This is a genomic window from uncultured Dysosmobacter sp., assembly GCF_947631165.1.
Classification (GTDB): Bacteria; Bacillota; Clostridia; order Oscillospirales; family Oscillospiraceae; genus Oscillibacter.
Map to the genome: position 1 here is coordinate 104,441 of NZ_CANRKH010000005.1, position 17,816 is coordinate 122,256.

24 protein-coding genes are annotated in these 17,816 nt (G+C 50.0%); 14 read left to right on the plus strand and 10 right to left on the minus strand.

Translation table 11 applies throughout. The features are described from left to right. Positions 1 to 101 precede the first annotated feature (101 nt). Together Q0Z69_RS04335 and Q0Z69_RS04340 are read right to left on the minus strand one after the other, a co-directional pair. Complete coding sequence (locus tag Q0Z69_RS04335) at positions 102 to 1,496, minus strand: tyrosine-type recombinase/integrase (RefSeq protein ID WP_298030027.1); 1,395 nt, start codon at positions 1,494 to 1,496, stop codon at positions 102 to 104. After that, the gene (locus Q0Z69_RS04340) at positions 1,489 to 2,103 is read right to left on the minus strand and encodes a helix-turn-helix transcriptional regulator (protein WP_298030030.1); all 615 of its coding nucleotides are present in this window, start codon (positions 2,101 to 2,103) and stop codon (positions 1,489 to 1,491) included. Before Q0Z69_RS04340 ends, Q0Z69_RS04335 begins: the two co-directional genes overlap by 8 nt. A 121-nt stretch (positions 2,104 to 2,224) precedes the next feature. Between Q0Z69_RS04340 and Q0Z69_RS04345 the strand changes: the two genes are divergently transcribed. From Q0Z69_RS04345 to Q0Z69_RS04395, 11 genes are all read left to right on the plus strand, one after another. Next, positions 2,225 to 2,413, plus strand: coding sequence for a hypothetical protein (locus tag Q0Z69_RS04345; protein ID WP_298030031.1), 189 nt, complete (start codon positions 2,225 to 2,227; stop codon positions 2,411 to 2,413). Further along, complete coding sequence (locus Q0Z69_RS04350) at positions 2,406 to 2,822, plus strand: hypothetical protein (RefSeq protein WP_298030034.1); 417 nt, start codon at positions 2,406 to 2,408, stop codon at positions 2,820 to 2,822. The genes Q0Z69_RS04345 and Q0Z69_RS04350 overlap by 8 nt, the downstream gene beginning before the upstream one ends. After that, positions 2,822 to 3,478: a replisome organizer gene (locus Q0Z69_RS04355; RefSeq protein ID WP_298030036.1), complete on the plus strand. Its 657-nt coding sequence runs from the start codon at positions 2,822 to 2,824 to the stop codon at positions 3,476 to 3,478. Before Q0Z69_RS04350 ends, Q0Z69_RS04355 begins: the two co-directional genes overlap by 1 nt. Then, positions 3,462 to 4,790: an AAA family ATPase gene (locus Q0Z69_RS04360; RefSeq protein WP_298030037.1), complete on the plus strand. Its 1,329-nt coding sequence runs from the start codon at positions 3,462 to 3,464 to the stop codon at positions 4,788 to 4,790. The genes Q0Z69_RS04355 and Q0Z69_RS04360 overlap by 17 nt, the downstream gene beginning before the upstream one ends. A gap of 281 nt (positions 4,791 to 5,071) precedes the next feature. Then, the gene (locus Q0Z69_RS04365; RefSeq protein ID WP_298030039.1) at positions 5,072 to 5,443 is read left to right on the plus strand and encodes a hypothetical protein; all 372 of its coding nucleotides are present in this window, start codon (positions 5,072 to 5,074) and stop codon (positions 5,441 to 5,443) included. Next, a complete protein-coding gene (locus Q0Z69_RS04370) occupies positions 5,430 to 5,720 on the plus strand; it encodes a hypothetical protein (protein WP_298030041.1) in 291 nt (96 codons plus the stop codon). The genes Q0Z69_RS04365 and Q0Z69_RS04370 overlap by 14 nt, the downstream gene beginning before the upstream one ends. A gap of 2 nt (positions 5,721 to 5,722) precedes the next feature. Then, positions 5,723 to 5,914 carry a hypothetical protein gene (locus Q0Z69_RS04375; RefSeq protein ID WP_298030042.1) on the plus strand — a complete coding sequence of 64 codons (192 nt, stop codon included), beginning with the start codon at positions 5,723 to 5,725 and terminating at the stop codon, positions 5,912 to 5,914. Between the two features lie 27 nt (positions 5,915 to 5,941). Continuing rightward, positions 5,942 to 6,406: a hypothetical protein gene (locus tag Q0Z69_RS04380; RefSeq protein ID WP_298030044.1), complete on the plus strand. Its 465-nt coding sequence runs from the start codon at positions 5,942 to 5,944 to the stop codon at positions 6,404 to 6,406. 93 nt (positions 6,407 to 6,499) lie between these two features. Then, entirely contained in the window at positions 6,500 to 6,673 is a 174-nt protein-coding gene (locus Q0Z69_RS04385) for a hypothetical protein (protein ID WP_298030045.1), read from the plus strand. 73 nt (positions 6,674 to 6,746) lie between these two features. Then, a complete protein-coding gene (locus tag Q0Z69_RS04390; RefSeq protein WP_298030047.1) occupies positions 6,747 to 9,509 on the plus strand; it encodes a hypothetical protein in 2,763 nt (920 codons plus the stop codon). 300 nt (positions 9,510 to 9,809) lie between these two features. Next, on the plus strand, positions 9,810 to 10,394 hold the full coding sequence (locus Q0Z69_RS04395) for a sigma factor (RefSeq protein ID WP_298030049.1): 585 nt from the start codon (positions 9,810 to 9,812) through the stop codon (positions 10,392 to 10,394). A gap of 408 nt (positions 10,395 to 10,802) precedes the next feature. Here the strand turns inward: Q0Z69_RS04395 and Q0Z69_RS04400 are convergent, their stop codons facing one another. The 5 genes from Q0Z69_RS04400 to Q0Z69_RS04420 are packed head-to-tail and all read right to left on the minus strand — an operon-like array spanning position 10,803 to position 11,986. Then, a complete protein-coding gene (locus tag Q0Z69_RS04400; protein ID WP_298030050.1) occupies positions 10,803 to 11,000 on the minus strand; it encodes a hypothetical protein in 198 nt (65 codons plus the stop codon). 3 nt (positions 11,001 to 11,003) lie between these two features. Next, positions 11,004 to 11,216 carry a hypothetical protein gene (locus Q0Z69_RS04405; protein ID WP_298030051.1) on the minus strand — a complete coding sequence of 71 codons (213 nt, stop codon included), beginning with the start codon at positions 11,214 to 11,216 and terminating at the stop codon, positions 11,004 to 11,006. Positions 11,217 to 11,218: 2 nt separating this feature from the next. Continuing rightward, entirely contained in the window at positions 11,219 to 11,419 is a 201-nt protein-coding gene (locus Q0Z69_RS04410) for a hypothetical protein (RefSeq protein WP_298030053.1), read from the minus strand. 3 nt (positions 11,420 to 11,422) lie between these two features. After that, a complete protein-coding gene (locus Q0Z69_RS04415) occupies positions 11,423 to 11,704 on the minus strand; it encodes a hypothetical protein (protein ID WP_298030054.1) in 282 nt (93 codons plus the stop codon). 12 nt (positions 11,705 to 11,716) lie between these two features. Continuing rightward, positions 11,717 to 11,986, minus strand: coding sequence for a hypothetical protein (locus Q0Z69_RS04420; RefSeq protein WP_298030055.1), 270 nt, complete (start codon positions 11,984 to 11,986; stop codon positions 11,717 to 11,719). A gap of 237 nt (positions 11,987 to 12,223) precedes the next feature. On the opposite strand from Q0Z69_RS04420, the gene Q0Z69_RS04425 reads away from it, so the two are divergent. Continuing rightward, positions 12,224 to 12,448 carry a helix-turn-helix transcriptional regulator gene (locus Q0Z69_RS04425; protein ID WP_298030056.1) on the plus strand — a complete coding sequence of 75 codons (225 nt, stop codon included), beginning with the start codon at positions 12,224 to 12,226 and terminating at the stop codon, positions 12,446 to 12,448. A 175-nt stretch (positions 12,449 to 12,623) separates the two neighbouring features. On the opposite strand, the gene Q0Z69_RS04430 is transcribed toward Q0Z69_RS04425, so the two are convergent. Continuing rightward, positions 12,624 to 12,911 (minus strand): hypothetical protein, encoded by a 288-nt coding sequence (locus tag Q0Z69_RS04430; RefSeq protein ID WP_298030058.1) that lies wholly within the window; start codon positions 12,909 to 12,911, stop codon positions 12,624 to 12,626. A 373-nt stretch (positions 12,912 to 13,284) separates the two neighbouring features. Here Q0Z69_RS04430 and Q0Z69_RS04435 point away from each other — a divergent pair, with 373 nt between their 5' ends. After that, positions 13,285 to 13,500 carry a helix-turn-helix transcriptional regulator gene (locus Q0Z69_RS04435; RefSeq protein WP_298030060.1) on the plus strand — a complete coding sequence of 72 codons (216 nt, stop codon included), beginning with the start codon at positions 13,285 to 13,287 and terminating at the stop codon, positions 13,498 to 13,500. A gap of 132 nt (positions 13,501 to 13,632) precedes the next feature. After that, positions 13,633 to 14,616, plus strand: coding sequence for an Abi family protein (locus Q0Z69_RS04440; protein WP_298030061.1), 984 nt, complete (start codon positions 13,633 to 13,635; stop codon positions 14,614 to 14,616). 699 nt (positions 14,617 to 15,315) lie between these two features. Here Q0Z69_RS04440 and Q0Z69_RS04445 read toward each other — a convergent pair. Both Q0Z69_RS04445 and Q0Z69_RS04450 read right to left on the minus strand, forming a co-directional pair. Continuing rightward, positions 15,316 to 16,197 (minus strand): PfkB family carbohydrate kinase, encoded by an 882-nt coding sequence (locus Q0Z69_RS04445; protein ID WP_298030063.1) that lies wholly within the window; start codon positions 16,195 to 16,197, stop codon positions 15,316 to 15,318. 75 nt (positions 16,198 to 16,272) lie between these two features. Beyond that, positions 16,273 to 17,289 carry a LacI family DNA-binding transcriptional regulator gene (locus Q0Z69_RS04450; RefSeq protein WP_298030065.1) on the minus strand — a complete coding sequence of 339 codons (1,017 nt, stop codon included), beginning with the start codon at positions 17,287 to 17,289 and terminating at the stop codon, positions 16,273 to 16,275. Positions 17,290 to 17,816: the final 527 nt, after the last annotated feature.

Sequence of the window (17,816 nt, forward strand, 5' to 3'; positions counted from 1 at the left end):
TTTTATGGAAATTTAAAAACTGGCACAAGCGAATAATTCAACTTTAATTCAACTTGGTTGAAAAAATGAGGGCGACACCGCTAAATGGTGCCGCCCTTCTCTTATGCCTTGCGACGAATCAAAACGTCTGTAATGGTGTCCGATGCTGCCACCTTTGCAGCCTCGATCATGTGGCTGTAGTACTTTGCTGTGGTGTCCGGCGAAGCATGGCCTAGCAACTTGGAAGTGGTAACAATGTCAATGTGGTTTGCAATCAGCACGGACGCCGCCGTGTGGCGGAAACTGTGCGGATTGATATGCGGGAGATCGTGACGAATGCTAAAGTCATTCATCCAGCCCGTCCACGTCTGCGGGTGCATGGGGTGTCCGTCGTCTCTTGTGAAGACATACCCGGAATCATGCCAGCATTCACCGCGCTTCAAACGGTTTTCCAGTTGGGACACGCGGAGCTGCTTCAATAGTTCGACAACTTCTTGTGGAATTTTCAAATGTCTCTGTTCTCTAGTCTTTGTGCTGTCCTCATACTTGCCCCGCTTGCTGGAATACAAAAGCCCCTTTTCAATAGTGATGATTCCTGTGTCGAGGTCTATGTGGTCCCATTTTAACCCGGCAAGCTCTCCACGCCGTGCGCCGGTGGAAACACAGAGATAAACAAACGCCCGGTATTTTAGCGGTTCCTTGTCCGCAGCGTCCAAAATGGCATAGACGGTTTCGGGCTGAAAATAGTTCGGAGGTTTTTTCTCTGGGCTTGGCGGCGTTGCTTTTGCAGCGGCGTTGAATGGCACAAGTCCTTCCTTTTCAGCTTGTGCCAGCACTGCGGAAATCAACCGGTGGTACTCCAGCACCGTTTTTGCTGATAGCGTAGTATCCCCTTGCTGGATCAGGAATATCTTTTCCAGCTTCAAGCCCAAAGCTTCCGTGATAGCTTGCGCAGTTTTCATGGTGATAGATTTTCCCTGAATGGCAGCGGCGACAGTAGACGGAGCAATTTTTGCAAGAGTGGATAAGCTGGCCTTACTGATTTTGTGTTCTTTCAGGTAGGCAACCAATTCCGGCTTTGCCTGTGCTCGCTCTGTGCCTTTCTTGACTCCCTCTTTACTGAGATTTGAGTAAAGCGTATTCAGGTGATCCGCACGGAGGTCTTTTAATTTGATATGGCCGATTTCCTCATAAATCCGTTCTGTCAGCTCGCGATAACGATCAATGGTAGAAGGCTTTCTGCCTCTTTGCTCTTTCAAAGAGATCACATAATCACAGTAAGCGTCAAAGCGCTGTCTGGTGTCGGTGGCCAGTCCAGCCCTGCACTTTTCCTCAAAAGTTGCGGCAAAAGCCTCAGCCTTTTTCCTTGCGCTTTTTTCCGTCCAGGTAGGAGAAACTTCAAAAGTGGCCGTCCAGGGCTTCAGCTGTTTCCCATCGGCTCCCCTGCCACGGTGAACGCGGATACTGTATGAAATCAACTTGCCGGATTTGTCCCGGCGCTCTTGGATGTTAGCCATTAAATTTTCCTCGTTGTTTGATATCATGTTCCAATATGCTTCTGAATTGGAACATACAATGCATCTCAATACTGTTATCAATCTCGCTTATCATCTCATTTAACTCTTTGCTACGAAGATACCTCGTCGAGCCGGTAAATGGGGATGCAAGTACAAACGTAACAGCTTGATATTTTCTCCCGCTATCGTCGGTCAATATGGGCGTCTCGTTCGTTACATCTTTAATGAAATATCCGTGTGCCTCAAGTAATTCGATTATTAACTCCTCCCTCTTACTTCGGTTACTAGTCTGCGAATGAATACGGTGTCCTATTGTCATTTCCTCGCTTTGAAGTAATAGATATTCTGTTAAGACTCTATCAAGAAGAGAAACTCCTAAATTTATCTTTTTCCCAGTATTTCCATCAATATAGCTGTCAGGAATCTTTGAAATTATTTCTGCCAGTTCTGGAGTAAGTCTTTTCCTTCCATTTATTACATCACTCATGTACTGCGGAGTATAGTTGATTGCTGCACAAAGCGTTTTTGCGCTCATTCCAACATAATCAAGCCAAGCCTTAAGCCGTTTCCCGCTTTCTGGATTAATTTCGTGCTTTTTTCGAGCCATATAACCGCCCCCAATTAATACACTAATATCATTAAGACTGTTTGATTAATATACGCTATTATATTAACATTATGTCAGACAAAAGTCAACGAGAACTTTCAAATATCGAAAGGAGAAGCCAATGCCAAAATTTTTAACCATCAGGCAGACTGCCGCCACGGGGCTTATTACGGAGCATCGTTTGCGAATTATGGTCGCAAGTGGAACTTGCCCCGGTATTCGGACAGGAAATCGCTTTCTCGTGAATGTCGATGCACTTTGTGAGATGTTGGATGCAGAGAGCCGAAAGGCGGTGAAAGTTGATGTCTAAAAATAAGAATGCCCGCCCGGATGCGGCAACATCCGAGCAGGCAGCAGGGACTGACCTTGCGGGCCACGTTTCCACTTGTAATTTTACCACATCCCACTGTAAAAGTCGATGCCTTATTTTTGATCGTTTGGGCATTGGTCCCGAAAACGGTAAAGGGCTTCGACAGCTGTCAGACGAGACAGGGCAGGACCCGCGAGAAGTGCGCCGACAGATCGCACGGGAGCGCAAGGCCGGAAAGCTCATTCTGAGCGACAACCAAAACGGATATTTCAAGCCGTCATCAGAGCATGAAATCCGCCGTTTTATCAAATCCATGTCTCACAGGTCGAGGGAAATTGCGGCAGTCAGCCGCGCGGCGGAGGACGCTCTTGTGAAAATGACAGGACAAGCAACATTGGAGGGCTGGTAATGGCACAGCGCCGAATGTTTTCTTTAGAAGTCGTGGATACAGATACTTTCCTTGACCTCCCGGCCAGTTCCCAGAATTTGTATTTCCATCTTGGCATGAGGGCCGATGACGATGGATTCGTTTCGTCTCCCAAACGAATAACAGCAATGGTGAACTGTTCTGGTGATGATCTGAAGCTCCTGATTGCAAAACGGTTTGTGATCCCTTTTGAATCGGGTGTATGTGTTATTAAGGATTGGAGAATTAACAATTATATCCAGAAGGACAGGTATCACCAAACAAGGTACTTAGATGAAAAGCAGCACTTGCTTGTGGAAGATTCTGGATCATATTTGTACATGGATACACCGTGTATACAGCCTGTGTCCAAATCGGATACTCAGGTTAGGTTAGGTAAGGATAGGATAGGTAAGAGTAATAAGGCGGACAAACCGCCACGTGCTCGCTTTATTCCGCCAAGCATTGAGGATGTCAGATCATACTGCACTGAACGAAAGAACGGGATAGACCCACAGACCTTTGTGGACTTCTATTCAGCCAACGGATGGAAGCAGGGGCGCGGCAAGCCTATTGTCGACTGGAAAGCGGCAGTCAGGACCTGGGAGCGCAGAGAAGGACAGAAGGGAGGCACCAGCGAATATGAGGACGTTGTTTGATGCCTCACCGTGGCTTACATACTTTCCGGACAAGCTGGACACCTCTCGCGCTCTTTGGTTCGTGCGGGATGTACTGGATGTATCTGCTGTACAGGAAAACGCCGTTTGCCTGGCAACGGGGGCGGATTTCTCCGACTTCGTGGACTGCCTGCCATTCTTCACGGCATTTCCCGCTGTGTTCTTGGCCCTGGCAGACCCGGAGATGTGCGGGACAGTGGCGGAGGCTTTGGGGGAATATGCCCCCGGCGTGGCCGTTTTAACGCCGGGAAAAGGAGCCTTTCGAGACCATGAAACCGTGCGGGAGGTGCTTGCCGCCGGAGGACAAAAGGCGCTTGACCATCTGATGATTGGTGCTATAGAGCGCCCGGCGCATGGACTGCTGGACCTGGCCTCTGTAGAACGTGAGGACCTGTCCTGTATGCCCTCTGTCCTATCTGGCATCCCCGAACTTGACAGGGCAATCGGCGGCTTCTATGGCGGGGAGCTGTCTATCTGGACCGGAAAGCGCGGCGGCGGTAAATCCACTTTGTTGGGGCAGCTTCTGCTTGAGGCGGTCAACCAGGGGCAGCGGGTCTGCGCCTATTCCGGTGAGCTGGCGGCGTGGCGTTTCAAGCAGTGGGTCATGCTTCAGGCAGCGGGACCGGAACACGTGACGGCTGCCCAGGACCGTTTTTCAGGCAAGATGTTTTACACCGTTTCCCCGCTGATTCAAAAGCAGATCGACGAATGGTGGAGGGGCCGTTTCTTCCTGTACGATAATCGGATATCTTCGGCCAGCGACGAAAACAGCTTGCTTACGATTTTTGAATATGCCGTTCGCAGATACGGATGCAGTGTATTTCTGGTCGATAACCTGATGACCACCCGTTTTTCCGCTTCCAGGGATTCAGACTTTTACCGGGCGCAGAGCAACTTTACAGGTCGGCTTGTGGAGGTTGCAAAGAAACATGAGGTCCATATCCACCTTGTGGCCCATCCCCGAAAGGGGGATAATTCCCGGATGCTGGATGCCGACGATGTAGGCGGTTCCGGTGACGTCACAAACAGGGCCGATAATGTTTTTTCGGTCAAGCGGTTGGAAGACGGTGAGGCTGAAACACGGGGCTTCCAAACAGTCCTCCGCGTGCTGAAAAATCGGTCATTTGGTGAAACGATCTCCATTGGCTTGAACTATGACATTCCAAGCCGCCGGTTTTACAAAGCGGGGACCGGGGTACCCAATAAGCATTACGGCTGGGAGTTTACAGAGCAGCAGACCTTGACAGAATTACCGGCTGGGACAGCAACACCGTTTGATGGGGAGGGCGCATGATAGAAGTTTGGGTATGTGAATACAGCCCAACACAGGGATATTTCCATGTGGATACACTGGACCGCGTTTTGGAATCAAACCGCAAGACTGTGAGGAGTGGTGAGGCTCCGGGGTATGTCCCGCTGCAAATCTTCTTGACCAGCAAAGAGGCACACGAGTTTGCCCGGAAATGGGAAATGAAAGTTTTGGAAAGTAGTTGGTGACAATGCGGCTTGATGATTGGTTAAATCTGTATAATTGGGCCAAAATGGCGAAAAACGGCCCTTGAAAGGAGGAGAAATTTGACACCAAAGCAAACAAAGGCCCTTGCCGCCCTGTTGACGCAGCCCACAAGGGGACAAGCGGCACAGGCGGCGGGAATCGGCCTCACGACACTAAAACGATACCTTGAAGATTCGGCGTTTCAGGCAGAGTATCAAAAGGCTGTTTCTGAATTGGTGGAGGATGCCGCTGCACAAGCAAGGCAAAGTTTAAATCCAGCGTTATCCTGTCTGCGGGAAATTGTAGAGGATGGGGATGAGCCCGCAACGGCCCGGATTCAGGCGTCCCGCTCCCTTCTGGAATATGGTCTGCGTTTGGTGGAGGTTGCGGACATTATGAAGCAATTGCAGGAACTTGAACAGTGGAGGCGTGATACTGATGGGAAGTATTAAAGAACGTGTGGCAACTCTGGAAGCTTATATGAAAGGATTGCAGCCGAAGCTCGCAATGTTTCTTCTGGAAGATGGGACAGAGTTTCATACGCCGATAGACCCGTTTACATATTTGAAGGACTACGGCGCATATGCCCCGGATGGTCGGCGGATCGTTGCTCATCCTCACCCCGCTAAAGATGTGGACGGCCTGAGCCTGTCTCTGTATCACTTGATCGACAGCGCGATAGCGACCGGACGACTGGACCTGCCGGACCTGGAAAGTGACGGGGTGTGATCATGACCGATATTCAAAAGAGAATCGACCAACTAAAGAAAAGAATTCCAGATTCGCGTGTGGGTATCATGGTTCAGATGAATGATGGATGGTCTGCATCTTTAGCGGGGAAAGCGGCAAAGCAGTTTACCACTGAGTGGGAGGCTCAGAACTATTTAGCACACTGTAAAACAGTTATCGTCATTGATGTTTGAAAGGGGCTTAAAATGGCAGAAATGGATATGCGAATCGAAACAAGCGAGGATACACGGGCAAAGATTGCGGCGAAGCTGGGTCTTGACCAGCCGTCTGCCCTGGACATGGTAGACCGTTCCAAATTTGCGACAGATGCCGAGTACATCGATGCTGTCGTTCAGATGGAAGCCAAAATCAGCAACCCGGAGTATCAGGCGGCGCGGCGGCGGGTCAGTGCAGAGTATGCACAGCGACAGGAAGCCGAGGAACGGGCACGGCAGGAGCAGGAATACAAGAGGATTCGAGGCAGTGTACAGTTGGATGATCTGGACAGGCGGGAGATTGACGCACAGGCCGTGGATTTGGCCCGGCGGGATTTGGCGGCAGGAAGGATCTTCGCCAGTGATCTAGGGGTAGCTATTGAGAATTACGCTCGGCAGCTGACAGATCAACGCAAGGACACCAAAGCGGGCAACGAACTTTTTAATATGATGCTTCGGCGGAAAGGATAAAGGAGGGTAATGGCATGATCATAGGTGCGATTATTTTTGCTGTCGGATGCATCTTCGGCGCGGTTCTGGTTATGACCGGAGAACGTATGAGAAATGAATAATATGACAGAAAAACGCGGGATTAAGAACGTAAAGCGGATTTCCGAAGAGCAAATCAACAGTATTGAAGCCGTTCTTTCAAAAGGAGATCGGGTAGAACTGATACCTGTCAAAGACGGTGTAACAGTTGTGCGGATTCAAAGGAAGAGCATTACAACGAAAGGTTAACAAAAGAAGCATCTGGTAAGCGGTCCAGATGGACGGCCGAGCGTGGTCATTTATCCGAAAGGTTGGTGATCACGTGGCAAATAATGACGGCAGCATCCGCATCAAGGCAGTCATCAACGATGAAAAAGCCAAAAAGCAGCTTGACCAGCTGGAGAGCAAGATGCGGAGGCAGACCGAACAGGTTAATAAACAAACGGCGGCGGTGCGGCGGCTGGAGGAACAGTTCCAGCAGCTGGCATCTGGAGAAAAAGAACCGCAGTCTGTCAAGCGGATGGCGGCGGATCTGAAAAAGGCGGAAGAGGAAGCCGCCAGACTGGATGAACAGTTCCAGAAGCTGAATGCGATTGCATCTGTAGACCGACAGGTTCATGGGCGAGCTGATCCAGAAATAGAAGCTAAACTAGCTGATCTTTCTGAACAGATGGCACAGGCAGACGCCAGAGCAGACCTATTAAGGCGCCGCCTTGCCGAGGTCCAGATGGACCCGTCCGCTTCTGACGAAGCAAAGAAACTGGCGAGCGACCTTGCCCTTGCGTCGGACAAGCTGAAACGGATGAAGCTGGAAGCGGATTCCACACAGCAGTCTATCAATGAACTGTCCAGCAGCTCCAGCGGGCGATTTGGGCAGATCTCCGCTGTTCTTGGAACTATCGGCCAGAAGATCAGGAAAGGTTTTGCAGGCGCTGTGAATCTGGCTGGAAAAGCCATTGAAAAGGTCCGCAGTGGTATTCGGAAGCTTGGCAAGGAAAAGGGCTTTGACAAGGCCGGGAAAGCGGCTAACCGCTTTGGAAACCGATTGAAGAGCATCGTCGCCGGGGCGCTGTTTTTCAACCTCATCAGCCGGGGCCTGACGGCTCTCACAAAGCAGATCGGTACATACCTGACTGCAAACCGGGAATTTTCAAACGCGCTGGCTGATGTCAAGTCAAACCTGCTGACGGCGTTTCAGCCTATCTATGATACCATTCTACCGGCCATGACCAAGCTGATGCAGCACATGGAGCGGTTTACGGCGATCCTCGCCAAGATTAGCGCCGCAGCATTCGGCACCACGGCCAAGAAAGCCCAGGAGAACGCAAAGGCCCTGAAAGAACAGGCGGACGCCACTGAAGAGGCTGGGAAGGAAGCCAAAAAGGCAGAAAAGTATCTTGCTTCTTTCGATACCATTGAAAAGCTCGGCAAGGAGGAAGAAGAGGAAAAACCAGCGGAGCCGGAGTTCGACACCGACTTTGAAGATGTGGAAATCCCATCCTGGTTAAAGGACTTTTGGCAGCCCTTTAAAGACAGCTGGGAGGAGTTGGGCGCATCCACCATCCAGGCTGTCAAGGACGCGCTTGGGGCGGTCTGGGACATGCTGAAAGCCATTGCGCAGACCTTCCTTGATATTTGGAAGAGCGGGGCGGGCCTTGAATTTCTCAATCTTTTGCAGCAGGCGTTCCAAACCATTTTAGGCATCATCGGCGATATCGCCAGGGCGTTTACAGAGGCGTGGAACAGCGGGGCCGGGGAAGCGGTCATCAATGCGCTGTTCTTCATGCTAAACTCCATCCTGCGGCTGATCATCAGTATCGGAGAGGCATTCCGCACAGCGTGGAACGACGGAAGCGGCGTGCAGATCATGACCACGCTGCTGAACATTCTCGCCAACATTATGAACATCGTGGGCGAGTTGGCAACCAGACTTCGGGAAGCATGGGAGGCCAATGGAAACGGCGTGGCGATCTGGAGCGCCATTCTCGCCAGTGTGCAAGCTGTCCTAAATGTTATTAGGGACCTGACGGCGGCAACGCTTATCTGGGCGCAAAACCTGAACCTGGAGCCTCTGATGGCCAGTATTCGGAATGTCCTGGATTCCGTCCCCGGTTTGATTTCTGCTATCGGCAGCGTCGTCTTGGATTTGTGGAACAACACCGTGCTTCCATTTTTGAGCTGGCTGCTTGAAAGCGGCCTTCCCGGAGTGCTGGACAAGGTCGCGGCGATTTTTGATTATATCGCGGAGAATCCGGAGACGATCATCAAACTCACCGAGACGGTGGCAACATTTATTGCGGCGTGGAAGCTGGGCGGTATCATAGCGTCTATCGTACAAGCTGCGGCTGGCTTGATGACGTTAACCACAGCGTTTACTGGCTCTGCTACAGCGTCTGGATTACTGCTTGGGAAGATTTCCCTCATTACTGGAGCAATTGCCCTCATACTCATTGAAATCGGGAAACTTGCCGCCACAGACCCGGAATTTGCAGCTGTTCTGGGCGACGCTTTTGAAAGCCTCAAGAACTTGCTTAGCTCTGTAATTAACCTATTCAGTGAATTGTGGCCCATCATTCAGCCGATTGCGGAGTTTATTGGATCTTTCTTTGCTGGGGCTGTTCAAGCTCTTGCGGCTGCGCTTGAAATTGTTTGCGATATTTTGGCCTTCTTTATTGACCTGCTTTCCGCTGCTGTTGAAGGTGTCAAGACTTTAAACAACTGGCTCAACGGCACAGGCGCAAACAATGCGGTGTATCAATCCTCTGTACAGGGACGGAGTGTGCAAGCGGTTGATGTTTCTTCGTACAATCTGCCCCATCTGGCAAATGGTGCTGTGATTTCTCCCAACAATGAGTTTCTGGCGGTGCTGGGAGACCAGAGAAGCGGAACGAATGTCGAGGCCCCGCTGGATATGATCAAGCAGGCAGTCAGAGATGTTTATGGGGAAATTGGTGCAGGCGCTGGCGGCACAAATGTCAACGTGGAGTTTAACGGCAGTCTCGCGGCACTTGGCCGAATGCTTCTTCCTGTGATCAGGACCGAGGAACAGCGGAGAGGCCCGATGATTGGAGGCGACTTGGTATAAAAGACTTTGCTGATTTTGCAAGGCAAATAAAGGAATGGCACGCAACAGCTATCAACAACGACATTCAAAAGGCAATTGACAAGCTTGGAGCAAACCAGCATTTAAAGTTGGAAGATATTATTTCCATAGCATCGTTCATGACTACACTAGAGCTTTTGGGGCTATATCACAAATGGTTGAACGATGAAGAACTCCCACAAGAGGATTAAAATAGAAACCACCTCCGCCGCGCTGAAGGTGGTCCCCGCTGGATGATGGATTCTGTTTGATTCATCATATCACGAAAGGGGAGAAGTTTCAATGACAACGAATGAGATCGCGGCGGGGGTACAGGCCGGACAGGCTGATTATTTGCAGCTATGGGAAGCTGTGCGGGGATTTGTCTATGACCGGGCCTATCGGTGGGCAAGATACGACGTGACCATTGATGACTTACAGCAATGCGCCTTTCTGGCCCTTGTCGAGGCCGTGGGAAGCTGGGACCGTGACCGGGGCACATTCCTTACCCTGTACGGTCTAAAGCTGCAAGCAGCCTTTACAGAGGCCGCAGGACTGCGAACAGAGCGGGATAAGCGGGACCCGCTGCGGACGGCTGTTTCCCTGGATGCTCCTTTGACCGATGATGAAGGAGATTCTCTAACTCTGTCAGATGTCATTCCAGACCCGGTGGCGGTGGCTGCTATCAACAATGTGGCTGAAATGGATTTCCAGCAGCGCAGACACAGCGCCTTAGAAAAGGCCCTTGCAAGGCTTCCAGAGGCACAGCGGGCGGCGGTGGTGGGAAAGTGCTGCTATGGCCGCAGAGTGGATACACGGGCCTACAACGCCGGATTACGGGCGCTCCGGCATCCGTCCATCTCGCGGGAGTTGAGGCAATATGCGTAAAAGAGAGGCCGGGGATTACTCCCCGGCATCTTCTTTATACTGCTCCATCTGGTTATCAATAGCCCGGTTGATGAAGCCGTTGACGCTTTCGCCCTGGGATTCGGCGTTGCTCTCTAACATATGTTGTGCCTTTTTCTGCTCCGCTCTGCGCTTCCGTTATTTGGCGCACGGAGGGCCTATTTTTGCAACCATTCCTGACGGATTAAGCGGATTGCGTCCTCATATGTATCGGAATACTCTGGGCGCTTGGCTTGTGTCTCTTTGAGCCGCTTAATGGCTCGCTTGTAAGCTCCCTTAGTCGCTGGAATAGGTGGGCACTTGTCCCCCGCCTGAGTCGCCATAGCGATTGCCACAAGGCAAAGCAATTCAATTTCGCCAGCCCGCTTGACTAACTCAAAAAACCTTTGTTCACTCAGATTCATATTTATATCCCTTTTCCGCAAGCGTTGCTTTCATCAATTCACCGAATATTTGCAAGGTGGGCTTGTCCATATCGTCAAGGTCGGCAGCAAAAGCATCAACGCCTTTGCTCTTGAAATCGTGCAGGGCATTACAGATTTGAGTTGATTGTTCTGCATTCATTCTTTTGAAAATACTATCAATCATGATTTACTCCCTCTTGTTTTTTTCGTTAGCATTGGTTATAATAGGAACAGAAACAGGCGTTCTTTCTGTTTTGCCGCTTTCGGTGTTGGTCGCGCCGGAGGCGGCTCTTTCTATACATTCTTCTCTGGATAATTCAGGATGATTCCTGTGTAACTTCCATGCCTGGAGCAGCCAGGATCGTTCTTCATGTGTAAGGTTTAAAATTTCTAATTCCACGGTTACACCCTCCCCATCATGCGGTTTCCGTCCCTCTCTGCGCACTCCGGGCAATAGATGGATGTTCCGTATAGGTCAACGTCTCCGCCACTCAAAAGCTCCGCAATGTCTACTGGGAACTCTTTTCCGCAGATCGGGCAGCGGGTGAATACATTCTCATAGTCGAGATTGATTTTCTCTCCACGGCCTTTTACATAAAACATCGTTCATTCTCCTTTCAGCCACGGAGCAGGAGAAATTTCAATGGGCGTTGCTCCGCCGTCGATCATCATTTGCATAGCTTCTTCCTTTGTCTGGCCTGTAATATGGGCAATCTCCTCCAGGGAGAAATATTCCTGCTTACCGTACAAATCACACAGGGCCAGACGCGCCCAAATCAGCTTTGCTTTATCATCCAAGTCTTTGCTGGTATCCATAGCGCCCCGGACTGCGGATTCAGTTATCCCATATCGGGCGGCAAGGGCTTTTATTTCTTGGTCAAGGTTCATTCTTACACCCCCTCACGCCACTACCTGGAACCGTCTGGCCTGTGTGGTCTTTACGTACTGCTCATACATGGCCCCATGCTCAGCCTTGAAGCTTTTGCTATCAAAGCGACTGGTTGTGTAGTGCGTCCACTTGACCTTGATACCCTCCACGCTCATTTCCTCGCTGTCACCCATAGCCGCCTTGATCTCCTGTTCCAGACCCTCCATAAGATCTTGCAACTCCGTCAACATCTTCTTCATGTCCGCATACTCTTTTACCTTCGCCGTAATGTTTTCATTCATGGTGCTACCTCCTATTATTTGCAGTCCAGACGGATTGTAGAGAGCACACCCGGAACGTCACCGGTCCATCTGTCGCAGCCGTCTGTCCTGCTTGGTATGGTCTTATCGTACACTATATAGTTTACATTGTCTATTGACAAGTACACCAAATAGTTTACTTCATTTCTATCTATTCTGTACATTGATTAGTTTACATCTGCGTGTTACAATATTGCTATAAAAAGGAGGTGGTACTAAATGTCTGCATCTTCCGCCATCCGAAAGAGGCTTGAAGATATCGGAATGACACAAATGCAGCTTGCGGAGGCGTTGGGCACCAACCGTCAAAATTTGGGGAACAAGCTACGCCGTGACAATTTCTCTGCAAGGGAGCTTGAGGCGATCTGCAAAGTAATGGGTCTGAAATTGGCAATGGTAGACGGCAATCCGGGTGAATATGTCATTGAGTACGTGGAAGAATAGCCCACAAGGCCCGTCAGAGCGTTTCTGGCGGGCTTTCCATTTGGTAGTATAGTTTCCCCTCCAAACTGCCCAAATGCGATTCTAGGCCACTCTACGGGCAAAATAAAAAGCCCCAGGCAAAAGCCCAGGGCAAGAAAAAAGACGGCACCGAATACCGGCACCGCCTAATGTATTGTTATTGAGCTTTTTTAAGTTCGCTGATTTGTTGGGTGTGCAGTTCGATCATTTTTTCTGCATCGTCCAAACGGTCCTCCATGATTTCAAAGGCTTCACGAGGAATGGGATTCAGCTTTTCTTCCAAAGCGTTGAACTTTGGGTCAAAGTAAGATTCCATCATAACCATCATACGCTTTTCCGATTCACGTATTTTGGCATTGGTCATAACATCTACTTCGTTGATAATCTCTTTTTTCTGCAAAGCCAACAATTGAGCAATCGCCTGCAAATCCTTTTCATCCAACATCAAAATCACCTCATGTTCTATTATAGCGGTGCCGATATTCGGTTGTCAAGGTTCAAAGGGAACTCCGGCGGCGGTGGTCATTAGGGCTGTGGCCTCTCTGCTTCCCATTCCCTATACCGTTCCGCCCTTATCCGTGATCTCGGTGTTAGGCTTCAACGATTGCCGGTGTCTGAACTGTTTTCTTTTGTTCCCTTGCTGTGATTATAATATACATTATTTTTCAGTGTATGTCTATTGACGCAATAGCTAAAATATACATTGATTTTCTGTGTATATTATACATTGATTTTCTGTGTATATTGACGTATAATAGCCATAGTGGAAAAGGGAGCTTGCATGAAAAAGCCCCCTCCACGGCGGAAGGGGGTACAACATGCCAGTAAAATATAAGATTGATGTGCTGGCCGCTTTGAAAGATGCAGGATATTCAACATACAAATTGCGAAAAGAAAAGCTACTAGGTGAAAGTGTGTTACAGCAAATTCGCGAAAATGTTCCTGTATCATGGGCCAATTTAGGCCGTATTTGTGAACTTTTGAACTGTCAACCTGGGGACATTCTCGAATACGATCAAGATGCCGGGGAGTAACATCCCCGGCTTTTCAGGTGGTTTAATCAACATAAATATTGCTTTTAATCCAAAATTAAAAAATAATTGACAATTTGCTGTTGGCTAACTACCATATAAATCATAGCAATTTATCTATTGGGGATGAATAAGATGAAAAAGATTTGGATAGGAGAGGTCCTTCGTGATTGCGAATCCAAAGCGAGTGAGCGTCCGAAACTGACTATTCCGCAGCAAGTTGCCTATATGCGAGACGTAAAAGGGATTAAATTTAATATTGTTGATGAAACCCACGCTGAAGAATTTCTCCGAGAAAATAATTATTACTTCAAGATCAAAGCATTTGAAAAGAACTATTCTAAATATACAAGCGGTGAAAACGCAGGTAAATATTATGAATTAGAATTTGCATATCTCCAAGAACTGTCAACCCTTGATATGTATCTCCGGGAGATTGTTCTATCCATGACACTTGACATAGAACATTATCTTAAAGTCCAATTATTAAAAAATATTTCTGACAATACAAATGAGGATGGTTATTCCATTGTAAGTGAGTTCCTTTCTATGCAACCGCAAGTGTCTCAAAGTATTCAAGATAAGGCCGAAAACTCATACTGCGAAGATCTCATTCGGAAGTATTCAGACAAATTTGCTATCTGGACTATTGTGGAAGTTCTTTCGTTTGGTGATTTATTAAATCTCTGTGGTGTTTATTATGGCAAATATCCTAACTCACAAATAAAGATTGGAAACTTTCGTATCGTTAAGTTTTTGAGAAATGCCGCAGCACATAACAATTGCTTGATAAATAATTTAGCAGACAATTCAAGCAACGGATTTACTCAAAACCGAGAGGCAAATGGTTTTGTTTCATCTATTGGTAGCATCTCTTCGAATGTTAGAAGAAAGAAAATGGGAAATCGTTTTGTTCATGACTTTGTTGTTATGTTGTGCTGCTTTAACAATATTGTGAGTAGCCCTGGCGTCAAAAAGTACCAACTGCTAAAACTAAAAGATCTAATAGACTCTCGGTTTACTTCACATAGGGATTATTTCTCCGGCAATATGCTGCTCTGCTCAAATTACGACTTCATCAAAAAAGTTGTTGACAAATTTGCTGAGAGCTGCGTATAATAAACCTGTAGCACAAAAGGATAGTAATGTATTCTTTTCAGGGACTGGTGCCTGCACCGGTCCCGTTTTTCTTTACTATGGCAAATTCATTTGCCTTTAGTTACGTGTGATGTAGATATTATTTTACTTTTCATAACCTAATAACATGGTATTATTTTTACTTGATTAAAGTTCAACAAAAATTCAACTCCGTTACAAAAAGTTGAATTATTTTACTAAACGATACAAAACGATAAAATCAAAAAAGCTAGTATTTCCAATACTTTGCGGCACATTATTAAACGATAAAAAACGCATTATTTTGAACTCATAACCCGGAGGTCGCAGGTTCAAGTCCTGTCTCCGCAACCAGCTCAGGAATTCCCAACACCGTTCTGTTTCCGGCTTGCGCCGAAAACTGTACTCTGTTGGGAATTCCTTCGCTTTTCGCCCCGCAAACGCTCCGCTGGTTTACGGGGCGAGAGGGACGGGGGATACGGCCTGTTGAAGGGGAAATCGGTTTTACCTCTTTATTTCATAACTCCCCAGAACCGCAACGGTTCTGGGGAGTTTATCTGCCAAAACGCGGTCCCGCGAGATCTTCTTCTCTGCGGGACTGCGTTTTGTTTCGATTCCCGTTTACAGCCTTTTCAGCCGGACCCGCCAAGCGGCGAGCCTTCATCCGGGGCATTTTTCCGACATCACGCGGCGGATCTCATGTCAATAGAACTCCTTGATATAGTCCAGCACGTCCTGACGGGTCCCCTGGAAGGGGCCGGGAGTCTCCATTTTCAGCGAGACCAATGCGGTGCAGTACAGAAGCGCTTCCTTGATGTCCGCCCGCTGCCGCTCGGTGATGTAGCCGGCGAAGGTGGTGTCGCCCCGGCCGGTGCGGCCCGACAGGTTCCGGGCCTTGATGGGGCAGGTGTAGATCTCCTTGCCGTCGTAAGCCAGGACCTCGGTGTTGTGGGTTATCAGAACCTCCTTGGCGCCCCAGCTGTGCAGCAGCTTGGCGGCCTCCGCCCGGTCCGTCAGGCCGGTGAGGATCTCTGCCTCGGCGGCATCGGTCTTAAGATAGTCGATGTAGGGGAGGTACTCCTTCTTCTCCGCCCAGTCGTGGAAGGCCATGGTCTTGTCCGGCTCCACATGGCGCAGCAGACACTGGACGTCCACTGCCACCTTGCCGTGCTTGGCGGCTTCGGCGAATAGGGCACCGTCAAAATCGCCGTACACCAGACCGGCGAAATGATATATCTTGGTCTCGATGTCCGGCAGCTCCTCAAATTTGAAGGGGTCGCAGACGCCCATGGAAGTGCAGGCCCGCTTTTCCTTATCGGCGGTGAAATACTGGTTGCGGATGGAGCAGGTGGCCTGGGAGGGCTTCCAGTACACATCGGCGCCGGAGCCGGCGAAACGGTCCTCCACATTGGCGTCGGCGGGGTTCAGCTTGGTAAAAAGAGCGGTCCTGTTGCCGCTTTTGGCTGCCGCGAAGCCAGAGGCCACCACCGCGCCGCCGACCTCTTTGCGCTCGTTGCCCTGATAGTCGATGTTATGGTCCAAAGACACGGGACCGATCACCAATACGTCGTATGTTTTGCTCATAGCTGCCTCCTTGAATCTGTGTTTTTATCGGGATATTCGGGCCTTTGCCCGCTGGATGCGGTTTGGGGAACGCCCTTATAGGCGGCGGCAGGTCTGCCGTTCCACCAGAGCGGGCGCCAGCAGCTTCCGGGTGTACTCCCCCCGGTCCTCGCTGTTGATCAGTTCCATCAGCACCTGGACGCCGGAGCGGGCCACCGCCTCCGGCCGCCGGGAGATGGTAGTGAGGCGGATCTTGGGCAGGGCGGCGTAGTCGATATTATCGAAGCCGATGAGGGACACCTGTTCCGGGATGGAGACGCCCAGCTCATCCGCTGCCTGAAGAACGCCCAGGGCCAGCAGGTCCGAGGCGGCGAAAATGGCGGTTTGGCGGAAGGGGGCCAGAAACAGCTCCCGGGCCAGCTGGAGGCCGGCGACGATGCTGGAGCGCCCGGTGGGATTTTCTACGGTGGACACCTGCATCCCCAGCTCCCCGGCAGTGTCCACAAAGCCTTTGTGGCGCAGCAGGTGGGCGAAGCTGTCCCGCCGCAGGCCCAGATACACCACGTCCTGATGGCCCAGGCCGTGGAGGTATTGGGCGGCCAGACGGCTGCCGGCGTAATTGTCGATGCAGACGGAGCTGCACTCCCAAGCGGTATCCATGGACATGCAGTTGGCCAGCAGCACGATGGGCACCGCCGCCTGATACCGGCGCAGCAGCTCCCGGGTCCCGGGAACGGCGCCGGTCAGCAGGATGCCGTCGACCCGCTGGCTGATGAGAAAGTCGAACAGAGCGTTCAGGTCCCCGTCCTCTGAGCGGATGCCGCACAGCATGACCTGATAGCCGAACTGCCGGGCGCAGGTCTCAATGTGCAGGGCCAGGGCGGCATAAAACGGCTCGGCGATGTCCGGAAGGATCACGCCGATAACGTGGGTACGGCTGGAAATGAGGCTGCGGGCCAGCAGGTTGGTGCGGTAGCCCTCCTGCCGGCAGATGTCCAGGACCCGCTCCTTGGTCTCCGGATTGATCTCCGGCGCGTCGTTCAGGGCACGGGAGACCGTGGTGACAGAGACCCCCGCCAGCCGGGCGATATCCTTGATGGTCACGTGCTTCATGGGGACCTCCTTTCACCGGAGACTTTGGCCCGCCTGTTTGATTGGTAACGTTTGCAAATTTTTACTAAAAACAGACCAGACATAGGGGAAGCCCCCCGATCCCGCTGAAAACCAGGATGATGAGAGCCTGTGGTTCCATAAAAAGCGGAATATCGCAGGGGGAGAACGAAAAATGGTATCGTTTTCACTGGAACTATTATACCAAATGGAAGGACAGGAAGATATTATGCAAATGTAATAAAAAAATTTAACTCACATAGTGATTAATGTGAAAAATGCGGAAAGAGCCTTGACAATCATCCCTGCGAAATGCTAAGGTATTTACACGAAGTTGAAAACGTTTGCATAAATTTTCGCAAAGCGCACGCGTTTCCCGCTTTCGAAGAATCCAGGAAAGAGAGAGGGTGTCTTCCCGCGATGAAACCAAACGAGCAAAGCTACTCGAAGAGCCGGCGCCTGAAGAACCAGATAAAAGCGGTCATCACGAATCCGTACAACGTGATCGTGCTGATCGCCATCGTTCTGCT